Here is a 12,733-nt window from a genome sequence, read left to right as displayed (position 1 = left end):
CTGTTTACTTAATTAGCACATAAAAATGTACCTTAAGAATCATAATCTAAGAGGATAAAAAAATGGTTTCCAAAAAACAGCACGAAGAACATCAGCAATGGGATAGTGACCATGAAATGTGGCTAGTTGATATTGCAATGTGGCAGAAAGAACATCAGCATTCAGAAGAAAAGTTGCTCGCTATTCAAGATGCCATACGTCAAAGAGCGGCCGCTTTACAGGAGCATGCACAAACTATTCACGCGCATCAACGCCAGAATCATCATCATGAAACATTGATGACAGAGGAAGAAGATGCAAAAAGCGAGATAACCCATCAGGAAATGGAGCTTAAACACGCAACCGAAACCCAGATACATCAGCACCTGAAACAGGAACATCGAGAAGTCGCTATTTTGGTAGATAAGCTCTATAAGCTTCTAAAAAAGTAGGGCTAGAGTTCGACAAGGAAAAGACCAAGTTATGAATGGCAATTCGGCACATGCAGAGAATAGTAGGCTTAAACGCGCGCTAGTCCTGAGTACCCGCGCCTATATGAATATGTTACCTATCATTGTTGGGATGATATTACTCACTGGACTGATAACTGAATTTATCCCTATGGACAAATTAGCCTCTTTGTTTGGCAACAACACTTTTCTTGATGCCTTTACAGGTGCTTTTATCGGGAGTATCTCTGCGGGAAATCCGATTACTAGTTATGTATTGGGCGGAGAATTACTAGCTAATGGAGTCAGCCTGATTGCCGTTACTGCGCTTATCATTAGTTGGGTTACGGTTGGAAGTATTCAGTTACCCGCTGAAGCATTGATGCTCGGCAAGCGTTTTGCGATCTACCGGAATTTGATGAGCTTTATATTTGCGATTGTTATCTCATTATTAACGGTAACCACTTTGACACTGTTGAACTAGACATTGCTGAACTAGGCAGATGAAACAAAAGACAAAACAATCTCGAGGTGGTCTCTGGTTTTTCATTATCATGTTGATCATCTACTTGATCACGTTTTTTCTGAACTCAGAAAAAACCATAAATGCAGCAGAATATAGCAGCAAACTACTATTACAGATTGTTCCCATATTACTGTTAGTTTTTGTATTGCTATTCATCATAAATTTTTTCGTAAATCCTGGCTGGGTTAAAAAGCATCTAGGTAAAGAATCGGGCAAAAAGGGCTGGTTGATTGCCAGTGTAGGTGGTGTTCTTTCCGTCGGCTCAATCTATCCCTGGTATGCCTTACTTAAAGACTTCAAAGACAAAGGTATGCGTCCCGCTCTTATCGCTGTATTTCTTTACAGCCGAGGGATCAAATTACCGCTATTGCCCTTACTTGTGCATTATTTTGGGCTTGGCTACACCCTGCTTTTAGCTGCTTATATGTTAACTTTTTCTTTATTGGGAGGGGTTATTATGGAAAAAATACTGCCATCTAATGAAAAATAATACTCTCTTTATTTATGCGTTTTTTCTGAATTTGTGGAGCGAATAGCGGTAAAAAAGAAAACTAAGTCACCCCCCTACTTATAAGCACTTTTTTAATGTTGCGCCCTTTTCCTCCATCTCTTTTATCACAAAAATATCATTTAATAATTTCCAACTAGGTATTTTCCACAGTGCTGTTAAGCATATGTTCTAGCTATTTTTTTTATTACTGACTGTTAGTGTTCTACCTGAGATAGATCAACACTCTTTGTTAATAAAATGAATAGTATTTGTTACACAATCAACGGATAAAAAGTTAGAACGAGCAGGTAATTAATCAAATGAATCAAAAAGATAAATCATTGCCAACAGTGACTGAAAAAGTGAATGAAAATTGTCAGGATTCTGTATCGCAATACAAAGCGATTGATCATGCATTTAAAGCTAATCTTGCGAAGTTTACTTTAGGTCTAAGCCCTGCTGGGCTAATGCGGGATTATTTTGACTGGGCTTCACATCTCGCCCTGTCACCCGGAAAGCAATTAGAACTGACTGAAAAAGAGTTTAAAAAAGGCGCCAAGCTGTTACGTTACTCTATTCAATCTGCGTTAAACCCTGATTTAGAACCTTGCATAAAGCCACTTCCTCAGGATTACCGCTTTACTGATAAGGGCTGGCAATCCTGGCCGTATAACCTTTATTACCAATCCTTTTTGTTAAACCAACAATGGTGGCACAACGCAACCACAGATATTGATGGCTTATCCACCCAAAGTGAAAATGTCATTTCTTTTATCGCCAGACAAATACTGGATAAATGGGCTCCTTCAAACTTTCCTTTGTTAAACCCGGAAATCACCAGAGAGACTATTGCAACATTTGGGGCAAACCTTGTTGTAGGCGAGAAAAACCTCATGGATGATGCCGATAGATTAATATCTGGCAAACCGGCAGCAGGCATAGAAGATTTCGTTGTAGGAAAAAACCTTGCGGTAACGCCTGGCAAAGTGGTTTACCAGAACCATTTAATTGAATTAATTCAATATACGCCAAGCACCAAAAAAGTATTTGCTGAGCCAATCTTAATTGTGCCTGCGTGGATCATGAAATATTACATTTTAGATCTATCCGCAGAAAATTCTATGGTCAAATATCTCGTGGATAAAGGACACACGGTGTTCATGATCTCATGGCGCAACCCTGGCTCTGAAGACAGAGAATTGCATCTGGAAGATTACCGTAGAATGGGCCCTATGGCTGCATTAGATGCCATTTCATCCATAATCCCCGATCAGAAAATTCATGCTACGGGCTATTGTCTTGGTGGCACACTTCTCTCTATTGCAGCGGCGGCTATGGCGCGTGATGGCGATGTACGCCTTGCCTCAATATCGACTCTCGCAACTCAGGTGGACTTTACCGAAGCTGGCGAACTCACCTTATTTATCGGTGAAAGTGAGGTCTCTTTTCTTGAAGATATGATGCAGGAACAAGGCTATCTAGATGGCTACCAAATGGCTGGGGCTTTCCAGATTTTACGTTCAAATGATTTGGTTTGGTCACGTATGGTTCGTGATTATATGCTGGGTAAACGCCGTCCTATGAATGATTTGATGGCATGGAATACTGATCTAACACGTATGCCATACCGGATGCATTCTGAATATCTACGTAAACTATTTTTAAATAACGACCTCGCCAGTGGACGTTACCAAGTAGGTGGTCGACCTATCGTTATTCAAGATATCCATATTCCGATATTCGCTGTTTCTACTGTCAAGGATCATGTTGCTCCGTGGAAGTCTGTGTACAAAATTAATCTTCTAGCTGATGCCGACGAAATCACTTTCGTACTTACCAGTGGTGGGCACAATGCCGGTATCGTAAGTGAACCTGGACATCCTCATCGTAAGTTTCAGGTGGCAACACATCGTGAATGTGAAAAGTATATTGACCCAGAAACATGGCAACAACAAACCCCTTCAAAAGAAGGGTCGTGGTGGCCAGTATGGGAAGAATGGCTGTGTGAACATTCTTCAAAAAAAGTGTCGCCGCCATCTATGGGGAATGAAGAATATCCGCCTTTAATGGATGCCCCAGGCAAATACGTAATGATGACTTAATCAGCACACAACACTTAACACATATATCACTTATCAGAAGTACAAAGGAATCAATTTAAAATGGACATCTCACTCCCCTTACTAAAAGGGAAAAAAGGAATCGTAGTCGGTATTGCTAACGAAAATAGCATTGCTTATGGCTGCGCTAAAGAAATACATAATGCAGGTGCTGAACTACTACTGGGTTATGGCACTGAGAAGTCTGAACCTTATATTCAGCCTTTATTAGCGGATTTAGGTAATCCAGATTTAATACTCTGTGATGTGACTAATGATGCACAACTGGAGAGCTTATTTCAGCATGCTAAAGACAAATGGGGGAAAATAGATTTTCTGGTTCATTCCATTGCATTTTGTCCAAAGGATGATTTATTTGGCAGGGTAACGGATTGCTCTCGTGAAGGATTTAAAATAGCGATGGATATTTCCTGCTATTCCTTTATTCGTATGGCACATCTTGCTGAACCCCTTATGAAAGATGGTGGCACATTGTTAACCATGACCTATTATGGATCCGAAAAAGTAGTTCCTAATTACAACATCATGGGGCCTGTTAAAGCTGCGCTGGAATCATCGGTGCGTTATCTGGCAAGTGATCTCGGCCCTAAAGGCATTCGTGTACACGCCTTATCACCCGGCCCTATTAAAACCCGTGCAGCAAGTGGTATCGATCATTTTGAAGCGTTACTTAATGCAAGTGCAGAGCACACACCTATTCAACAGCAAGTGACCATCGAAGATGTGGGTGATGTAGCTGTTGGCATGATTAGCGACTCAGCAAAATCTCTAACGGGTCACATCGCATACGTCGATTCTGGTTACCATATTTTAGGTTAATGTTGACTGTTATTTTTTAAACACATTTTTAAACAAATTTTAAACAAAGTAATGACTCGTTTCTTTATTTCACTTTTTATTTTTATTCCTGGGGTCCTATCCTATGAGCACTAAATCCACACTAAAAACAATCAGTACCGTGGTCATTCTGGCATTAGTTGCCGGTGGTGGATGGTATGCCTGGCAAGTTCTAAAATCGGATAAAATCCCGGAAAAACTAGAACCCTACTCAGAAGTCATTAATGAGGTAAAAAGCCATATTAAAACGACTGAAGAATTGCCTGATTATATTGCTTCAGGTAATGGACGTATCGAAGCGACAGAATATGATATCGCCACAAAAATTGCAGGTCGTTTGACTAAAGTACTCGCAGAAGAGGGAGATACGGTAGAAGCCGGCCAAACGCTTGCTGTGATTGATACTGATGACCTTAATGCGCAACTGCGCGAAGCAAATGCCAGTTATAAAGAGGCTGTTGAAGCACGCAAATACGCGATAGCAATTGTTGAGCAATATAAGAGTGAACTGACTTATGCGCAGACTGAATTACGCCGATTCCTTGAATTGTCGAAAAAAGGTCATGTCTCACAAGAAAATGTTGATCAGAAACGTATGATTTTTAAGACAGCTGATGCCGCGCTTAAAGCTGCCAATATCAAAGTCGTTCAATCTGCATCTGGCATAGAAGCCGCAGAAGCACGCATTCAAAGACTAAAGGCGAATATTGACGACAGCACACTAAAAGCACCTATAAAAGGTCGTGTACTTTATCGACTTGCAGAACCCGGAGAAGTCCTTGCCAGTGGTGGTAAAGTCATGACAGTTCTAGATTTAACAGATGTTTATATGAGTATTTTTCTTCCTACTGCCGAGGCTGGCAAAGTCACTATAGGCGCTGAAGCTCGTATGATTATTGATGCTATTCCTCAATACACGATCCCTGCAAAAGTAACCTTTGTTGCTGCGGAAGCACAGTTCACTCCGCGTTCTGTGGAAACTCGCGCTGAACGTGACAAATTGATGTTCCGCGTTAAGGTGAAAATTGATTCTGCCTTACTTAAAAAGCATATCCAAAAAGTAAAAACAGGTGTGCCCGGCGTTACATATATTTCACTCGATCCTGAAAAAGGATGGACGGATAAATTAGAGTTGAGACTTCCTGAATGAATTCAGAGGATACATCTGTTATCGAGGTGAATGACACCGATAACAATGCCGTTAAAATTCAAAACTTAACGCATTGTTATGCGGAGAATCATGCATTAGATGATATTAACCTGGATTTACCTGCCGGATGCATGGTGGGTTTAATCGGCCCTGATGGCGTGGGAAAATCTACATTGTTAGCGCTGATTGCGGGTGCTCGAAAAATCCAGACAGGTGAGATACAAGTACTAGACGGTAATATGAAAAGTAGTCGTTTCCGTTCGACTATTTCTCCTCGTATTGCCTATATGCCACAAGGTTTGGGTAAAAATCTTTACCCTACTTTATCGGTGTTTGAAAACGTGGATTTCTTTGGTCGCCTGTTTGGTCAAAGTAGAAAAGAACGTAAACAACGGATTACAGATTTACTTGAAAGTACCGGACTAGAGGCCTTTGCTGATCGCCCTGCGAATAAACTATCAGGCGGGATGAAGCAAAAACTCGGTTTGTGTTGCGCATTGATTCATGACCCACAATTACTCATTCTGGATGAGCCAACTACCGGGGTCGATCCGCTCTCAAGACGTCAGTTCTGGGAGTTAATCGATCGCATTCGTAGTCGTGAAAAAGACATGAGTGTCTTGGTCGCAACGGCATATATGGAAGAAGCAAACAACTTTGATTTTTTAGTCGCTATTGATGATGGAAAAGTAATCGGCACCGGTGCGCCCGAAGCATTAAAAACCCAAACAAATCAGGATACTCTGGATGAAGCCTTTATTTCATTACTTCCAGAAGAGAAGCGTCACGACCATAAGCAATTGGTTGTTCCGCCAAGAGAAAAAGCTGAAGGAAAAGTAGAAGCCGCCATTACTGCTACCGATCTGACGAAACGTTTTGGTGATTTCACTGCGGTCGATAAAGTCAGCCTAAACATAGAGCGCGGTGAAATATTTGGTTTTCTGGGTTCCAATGGCTGCGGCAAAACGACTACCATGAAAATGTTGACTGGTTTACAACCTGTAACCAGCGGAGAAGCCTTGTTATTCGGTAAAAAGGTAGATGCCAATAATATTGAAACACGCAAACGCGTGGGGTATATGTCGCAGGCATTCTCGCTTTACAATGAATTAACGGTGCAGCAAAACTTAATGCTTCATGCACGCTTATTTCATTTACCTCCGAATAAAATCAAACCACGCATCAAACAATTAACCGAACGTTTTAATCTTGGTGAATACAGTGATGACTACCCTTCTGAGTTACCTTTAGGTATCCGTCAGCGACTTTCTTTAGCGGTTGCGGTGGTTCATGACCCCGATATTTTGATACTCGATGAACCAACATCAGGCGTTGACCCGGTTGCACGCGATAATTTCTGGGAGCTACTAATCGAGCTATCACGCGACCAAGGTGTGACTATATTTATCTCTACCCATTTCATGGATGAAGCAGCACGGTGTGACAGAATATCATTGATGCATGCGGGTAAAGTACTTGCCAGTGATACGCCTGCCGCATTACGCGAGTCACGTAATACGGATACCCTTGAAGAGGCTTTTATTGCTTATCTGGAAGAAGCGGTAACAAAATCGTCTAAATCTAACAAGGAAAATCACAACGCCGTATCCAATAGCAATAAACAAAACGCTGATATAAAAGACGCAAACAACGATAAAGAAAATACGGACTCTTCACCACTCGTTTCAAGCACAATCCAGAAAAGTGAGGTTAAGCCACCCAAAGCATTCAGCCTTTTGCGCTTATTTGGCTACGCACACCGTGAAACACTAGAATTATGGCGTGACCCTATTCGCCTTACTTTCGCCTTACTTGGCTCTATCATCCTGATGTTTATCCTTGGTTATGGCATTACCTTAGATGTTGAAGATCTCAGTTTCGCCGTACTGGATCACGACCAAACACCTGAAAGTCAAAGCTATATTGAGAATTTATCTGGTTCTCGTTATTTCATTCAAAGAGCGGATATAAAAGACTCCGATGAACTCGATAGAAGAATGCGTAGCGGTGAACTCAGCTTTACTGTCGAAATTCCTCCTAACTTTGGGCATCAATTAAAACGCAGTAGAGCACCTGAAGTAGCAGTAAGAGTTGATGGTTCAATGCCTTTTAGAGCAGAAACAATATCTAGTTATCTTACTGCCAACCACCTCGCTTATTTGAGTGATTTATCATTGAGGACATACGGGGTCGTGCCCACTCTGATACCCGCTGATATAGAATCCCGGTATCGCTACAATCAGGACTTTAAGAGTCTAGAAGCAATGGTACCTGCAGTCATACCCTTGTTACTGGTATTTATTCCCGCCATTTTAATGGCTTTGGGTGTGGTTCGTGAAAAGGAACTGGGTTCAATCACCAACCTTTATGTTACCCCCGTTACCAGACTGGAATTTTTAATAGGTAAACAATTGCCTTACATTTTAGTCAGTATGGTGAGTTTCTTTGGTCTTGTAATGCTCGCTATCTTTATCTTTGGTGTGCCTTTAAAAGGCAGCTTTTTCGCCTTAAGTCTACTTGCGCTCTGTTATGTGACAGCAACCACAGGTATTGGCTTATTAATTTCAGCTTTTACTAATACACAAATTTCGGCGTTAGCTGGAACTGCTGTCATCATATTAATGATAGCGGTAAATTTCTGTGGACTGATTGATCCTGTCGCATCACTGGAAGGCGCTGGCGCGATTATTGGAAAATTGTTCCCCACTACTTACTTTCTTGAAGCAAGTCGTGGCGCATTCAATAAAGCCCTTGGTCTATCTGACCTCTCTCAATACTTTCTTCCGATGATTGCATTCATTCCTGTGCTGACAATTGTTAGCGTTTTCTCACTACGTAGTCAGGACAGATGATATGAAACATCGTGGCAATATCCTACAACTTGGCATCAAGGAATTACGCAGTCTTTGGCGCGATAAAGCATTGTTATTATTTGTTGCTTTTGCGTTTACCGGCTTAATTTATGTCGTTTCATCTGCTACGTCTCAAGAGTTGAATAACGCCCCAATCGCAGTCGTGGATGAAGACCAGTCTCCTTTATCAAAACGCATCATCAATGCTTTTTACGGTCCTTATTTTAAGACGCCTGATATCATCACACTGCCTGAAGTTGACCCTGCGATGGATAATGGCAGTTACACTTTTGTGATCAATATACCGCCCTACTTTGAGCGTGATGTTCTGGCAGGCAAGCAGCCTGATCTGCAAGTGAATATCGATGCTACACGAATGACGCAGGCATTCATCGGCGACGGATATATTCAAAATATCATTGGAACTGAAATCAACGAGTTTGTGAAAGGCTATCGTGCGACGTACGTGTACCCTGTTCAGCTAACGAGTAGAATTAAATTTAATCCGAACCTGACCAGTGTCTGGTTTGGAAGCGTGATGGAGCTGATGAATGTCATCACCATGATTTCTATCATCCTAACTGGCGCAGCGGTCATTCGCGAACGTGAACACGGTACGCTGGAGCATCTATTGGTAATGCCACTCACGCCATTTGAAATTGTTGTCGCCAAAATCTGGGCTAATGGCCTGGTGATATTACTCGCAGCGGCTTTCTCCCTGTTTGTGGTGATTGAAGGCTTTTTGCATGTGCCTATTCACGGCTCAGCAGCCCTGTTCTTATTCGGCGCAGCGATTCATCTATTTGCGACAACATCCTTGGGTATTTTATTGGGAACTCAAGCGCGAACCATGCCTCAACTTGGTCTATTGATCATCTTGATTCTCCTGCCCCTACAAATGTTATCTGGCGGTATCACACCCAGAGAGAGCATGCCTGATATCGTGCAAAACATTATGCTGGTTGCGCCCACCACGCACTTCGTTAAATTTGCACAGGCGATACTTTATAGGGGTGCAGGCTGGGAAGTTGTTTGGCCTTATTTCCTCGCATTACTCGCCATAGGTACCGTATTTTTTCTTTTTGCCTTGGCGCGCTTCCGTAAATCTGTGGCTCAAAGCTAAGTCGAGCTCAGCTATGTTCTATCTAACAAGAAACTCTATCCAGTAAGATCAATGTAAATAGATAGATAGTAGGTCACCCCCCTACTTATAAGGAGTTTTTCTTTTTGATAAAGGACTATCTATGCCAGACCTTAACCATTAGAATATTTGATAAGAAACATCATTGAAATCTTCTTATCTAACTGGCATCTTTATGAATAACAACCCTTATGAACCACCACAATCAAACGTATCTGGCTCTGCCGGAGACCTGAGCATCAGACCTAAATCACCTAAGGTAATCGGAATTATTTTATTAATTTTTTCGATTTTAGGATTACTTAGCATGGCGTCTCTCATCTTTTCCATGTTCGCAATTACAGACGAGACGTTAAAAGCGAGCATGTTTCCGTATGGAGAAACCTATTCATTAGTCACTTTTGTGATTGGTGCAATCTCTACCCTATTCGCTTTTTATATTTCGATTTTACTCATTAAATACAAAGATAAAGGAAGACGATTCTTCAATTATCTGATGATTTATAGCGTTATTTCATCAATTATCTCATTAGGTTATATTCTATTTTTTGTACTAGACGATTTTACATCCAGTATTGCAATTTCAGCTATAACCAGCACAGCGTTAGGCTTAGCTCTGTATTTTGTAATTTGGTATATCATCAATAAACCGAAAGTAAAAGCTAGCTTACATTGATACAAGTTGCTCATCCAATCTAGCTAGCTATAAAAGTATCTAACTAGATTGGTTATTTTCTTTTTTCACTGAAGGCTACTTTACGGTATTTATTCATAACTACCATATATCTTCTATGCAAAGATATTTTATGCAGAATCCTATATAATCCGAAGTTACTGATAATAAAAAGAATTACTAATAAACAGGATGGGTTTTCGTAAGACAGGCAATGCCCTCAAAATCTTAGTCACAGGTTTTGTGCTTACACTAGCAAATAGTTTAAGTGCAGCTACGTTTGTGGTTGATGATAATTACGATGGAATAAACAATGCTAGCGCCTGTGAACAACCTGCTGGCGCTTCCTTTTTCAGTAACATTACCAACGCTAGATTAGCAGCAGCCACAAATACTTTAGCCCTGCCTCACACTATCAGGATCTGTCCTGGAACGTATACAGAAGACAATACGTTTAATGATCCTGAATTCATCGGTATGACCATTGAAGGCACTACTTCAAACCCGGCTGATGTTCAAATTAATGGCGTAGACCCTGCTGGCTCAGTTATTTTCTTACGCCAGAATAAAATGACGCTAAGAAATGTGAATATCTACGGTGGGCGTTATGGTGTTCGGTCATTAACATCAGATTCTACGGTACTCGACAACCTCATTTTAAATAAACAGGATTATGATGGAATCATAATTCAGTCTTCAGATAACCGAATTACAAACACAGTGATCGAGAACGTCGGCCGGATGGGTATATTTTTCACCTCATCATTAACAACAGTAGAAACACTTTTAATTGAATCGACGAAAGTGCTGTCTGTCAGCCGAGATTGCATAAATAGTAACAGAGGCAATATCACCCTTTTAGATGTTACCGTTGACACTTGTGGTCGCTACGGCGCGATTTTCAATAAAGCTACCGGATTATCTGAGAACTTGAGCATTAGTAATTTAAGCGTAAATAACGCCACTTCGGACGGCTTATATATTCGAAACTATAACGCCAGTGCAGCGACAGATACTGTCGAAGTGGATAATGTTCAAATAACGAATGCCGCACGCTTTGGCACCTATCTGGTGGCTAACGATTCTATCAATCTTAGTAATATTAAAATTGATCAAACCGTTAACGATGGCATCGTTTTTAATAATACCGCGAATAGCATTTTTAATGATATTAGCATTAATAATGCGGGGGATGACGGCCTCTCATTCAATGCAACTAGCACTAAGAATCAATTACAAGCTATCAGTATTAGCAATAGTAAAACCTTTGGATTCCGAAATAACGGCGGGGATGATAATACCATCGAGAAACTAAGTATCTCTGACTCAAACGGCACTTATGGGATTTATTATGGGAATCAGGCGGAAAATAATGTTATCAAAGAGTATGAAATTTATAGAAACAACTATGGTATTTCTTTGACGAATTCACAGGCAAATACCTTTGCCTACGGAAAAATATACGCCAATAATTATGGCGTTCGGCTCACCGGAAGCTCCGCAAAAAATGAATTTATCGACAATTACATTCATGACAACAGTATTCTGGGATTATCCATCTCAGCTTCCGGCGCTAACGAGAGTAATGCGTTTTACAGAAACTGTTTTATCAATCCTGCAGATAACATCAACAATGCAGAAACAGGAGCTGTTAACAGCTTCGATAATGGATCGATCGGTAACTTCTATGGCAGTTCACCTGCAGGTAGCGGCTATTCTGAGACATGTCTGGATTCAGATACCAATGCTATCTGTGATGCGAGTTATACGATACCCGGGGCATCCCCAGATCAGGATAATTTCCCCAGTAGAGATTTAACCACTATCGATGCAGCCTGTTTTTCTGATGCGGTAGCCTTACCTAATATCAATTTTAAAAAGACCTCCCAAGTTGTATCTGACCCCGTTAACGGCACTAGCAACCCTAAAGCAATTCCAGGGGCGATAGTTGCTTATACGTTAACAGTGACCAACTCCGGGATTGGGAATTCTGATAACAATACCGTGGCCATCATCGATAATTTACCCGCACAGACAAAACTTGTACTTGGCTCTTCACCAAACCCAATAGTTTTTGCCGATGGAACACCGAGCAGTGGATTAAGTTATACGTTTAGTGGGCTTAGTTCTACAACTGATGATATTGAATTTTCAAACGATGGGGGCGCAACCTTTATTACACCGAGTGTTGATATCGATGGTGTTGATATCTCATCTCCCCATATTAACTTCATTAAAATAATCCCTAAAGGAGTTTTGAATGGCGATTCTGGATCAGGAACGCCATACTTCACGATGACCTATCGGGTTCAGGTTAATTAAACACACCCCCCTACTTTTGAATGATATTTATGCGGCTATGCCTTTCCTTCGGATCAACTTTAAAAAACAAAGTTGTTGTCTCACTGCGTTCGGCACGTTTTTGTTTTTAAAAAACGTAAGTAAAAATCCACGTTCTAAGAACGTGGTTTTGTGTTCGCCCTAGAAGGGCGTATGAAGACTAGCCCTCTTAGAAG

10 protein-coding genes are annotated in these 12,733 nt (G+C 41.1%); all 10 read left to right on the top strand.

Features of this window, described 5'->3' with window-relative positions; all coding sequences use genetic code 11:
• The first annotated feature begins 62 nt into the window (after nt 1-62).
• The 10 genes from Q1A31_RS09415 (at nt 63) to Q1A31_RS09370 (ending at nt 12,539) form a co-directional block, all read left to right on the top strand.
• Nucleotides 63-431, top strand: coding sequence for a hypothetical protein (locus Q1A31_RS09415; protein ID WP_299875695.1), 369 nt, complete (start codon nt 63-65; stop codon nt 429-431).
• Nucleotides 432-462: 31 nt separating this feature from the next.
• Entirely contained in the window at nt 463-912 is a 450-nt protein-coding gene (locus tag Q1A31_RS09410; RefSeq protein ID WP_299875693.1) for a hypothetical protein, read from the top strand.
• Between the two features lie 19 nt (nt 913-931).
• Entirely contained in the window at nt 932-1,444 is a 513-nt protein-coding gene (locus tag Q1A31_RS09405) for a hypothetical protein (RefSeq protein WP_299875691.1), read from the top strand.
• A gap of 320 nt (nt 1,445-1,764) precedes the next feature.
• Entirely contained in the window at nt 1,765-3,546 is a 1,782-nt protein-coding gene (locus Q1A31_RS09400; protein ID WP_299875689.1) for an alpha/beta hydrolase, read from the top strand.
• A gap of 60 nt (nt 3,547-3,606) precedes the next feature.
• A complete protein-coding gene (gene fabI, locus Q1A31_RS09395) occupies nt 3,607-4,383 on the top strand; it encodes an enoyl-ACP reductase FabI (RefSeq protein WP_299875687.1) in 777 nt (258 codons plus the stop codon).
• A gap of 103 nt (nt 4,384-4,486) precedes the next feature.
• Complete coding sequence (locus tag Q1A31_RS09390) at nt 4,487-5,551, top strand: HlyD family secretion protein (RefSeq protein ID WP_299875685.1); 1,065 nt, start codon at nt 4,487-4,489, stop codon at nt 5,549-5,551.
• Complete coding sequence (gene rbbA, locus Q1A31_RS09385) at nt 5,548-8,403, top strand: ribosome-associated ATPase/putative transporter RbbA (RefSeq protein WP_299875683.1); 2,856 nt, start codon at nt 5,548-5,550, stop codon at nt 8,401-8,403. Before Q1A31_RS09390 ends, rbbA begins: the two co-directional genes overlap by 4 nt.
• 1 nt (nt 8,404) lies before the next feature.
• Nucleotides 8,405-9,526 carry an ABC transporter permease gene (locus Q1A31_RS09380; protein ID WP_299875681.1) on the top strand — a complete coding sequence of 374 codons (1,122 nt, stop codon included), beginning with the start codon at nt 8,405-8,407 and terminating at the stop codon, nt 9,524-9,526.
• Nucleotides 9,527-9,719: 193 nt separating this feature from the next.
• On the top strand, nt 9,720-10,220 hold the full coding sequence (locus tag Q1A31_RS09375) for a hypothetical protein (RefSeq protein ID WP_299875679.1): 501 nt from the start codon (nt 9,720-9,722) through the stop codon (nt 10,218-10,220).
• A gap of 189 nt (nt 10,221-10,409) precedes the next feature.
• A complete protein-coding gene (locus Q1A31_RS09370; RefSeq protein WP_299875677.1) occupies nt 10,410-12,539 on the top strand; it encodes a right-handed parallel beta-helix repeat-containing protein in 2,130 nt (709 codons plus the stop codon).
• Nucleotides 12,540-12,733: the final 194 nt, after the last annotated feature.

It is taken from the genome of uncultured Cocleimonas sp. (assembly GCF_947495625.1).
Taxonomy (GTDB): domain Bacteria; phylum Pseudomonadota; class Gammaproteobacteria; order Thiotrichales; family Thiotrichaceae; genus Cocleimonas.
Note: the sequence above shows the minus strand (reverse complement) of the source record. Positions and strands in the feature narration are given on the sequence as shown.

Bases quoted from the DNA above. Each gene is read 5' to 3' on its own strand.
- Q1A31_RS09415 (WP_299875695.1), top strand. From the start codon at position 63: ATGGTTTCCAAAAAACAGCACGAAGAACATCAGCAATGGGATAGTGAC.
- Q1A31_RS09410 (WP_299875693.1), top strand. From the start codon at position 463: ATGAATGGCAATTCGGCACATGCAGAGAATAGTAGGCTTAAACGCGCG.
- Q1A31_RS09405 (WP_299875691.1), top strand. From the start codon at position 932: ATGAAACAAAAGACAAAACAATCTCGAGGTGGTCTCTGGTTTTTCATT.
- Q1A31_RS09400 (WP_299875689.1), top strand. From the start codon at position 1,765: ATGAATCAAAAAGATAAATCATTGCCAACAGTGACTGAAAAAGTGAAT.
- fabI (WP_299875687.1), top strand. From the start codon at position 3,607: ATGGACATCTCACTCCCCTTACTAAAAGGGAAAAAAGGAATCGTAGTC.
- Q1A31_RS09390 (WP_299875685.1), top strand. From the start codon at position 4,487: ATGAGCACTAAATCCACACTAAAAACAATCAGTACCGTGGTCATTCTG.
- rbbA (WP_299875683.1), top strand. From the start codon at position 5,548: ATGAATTCAGAGGATACATCTGTTATCGAGGTGAATGACACCGATAAC.
- Q1A31_RS09380 (WP_299875681.1), top strand. From the start codon at position 8,405: ATGAAACATCGTGGCAATATCCTACAACTTGGCATCAAGGAATTACGC.
- Q1A31_RS09375 (WP_299875679.1), top strand. From the start codon at position 9,720: ATGAATAACAACCCTTATGAACCACCACAATCAAACGTATCTGGCTCT.
- Q1A31_RS09370 (WP_299875677.1), top strand. From the start codon at position 10,410: ATGGGTTTTCGTAAGACAGGCAATGCCCTCAAAATCTTAGTCACAGGT.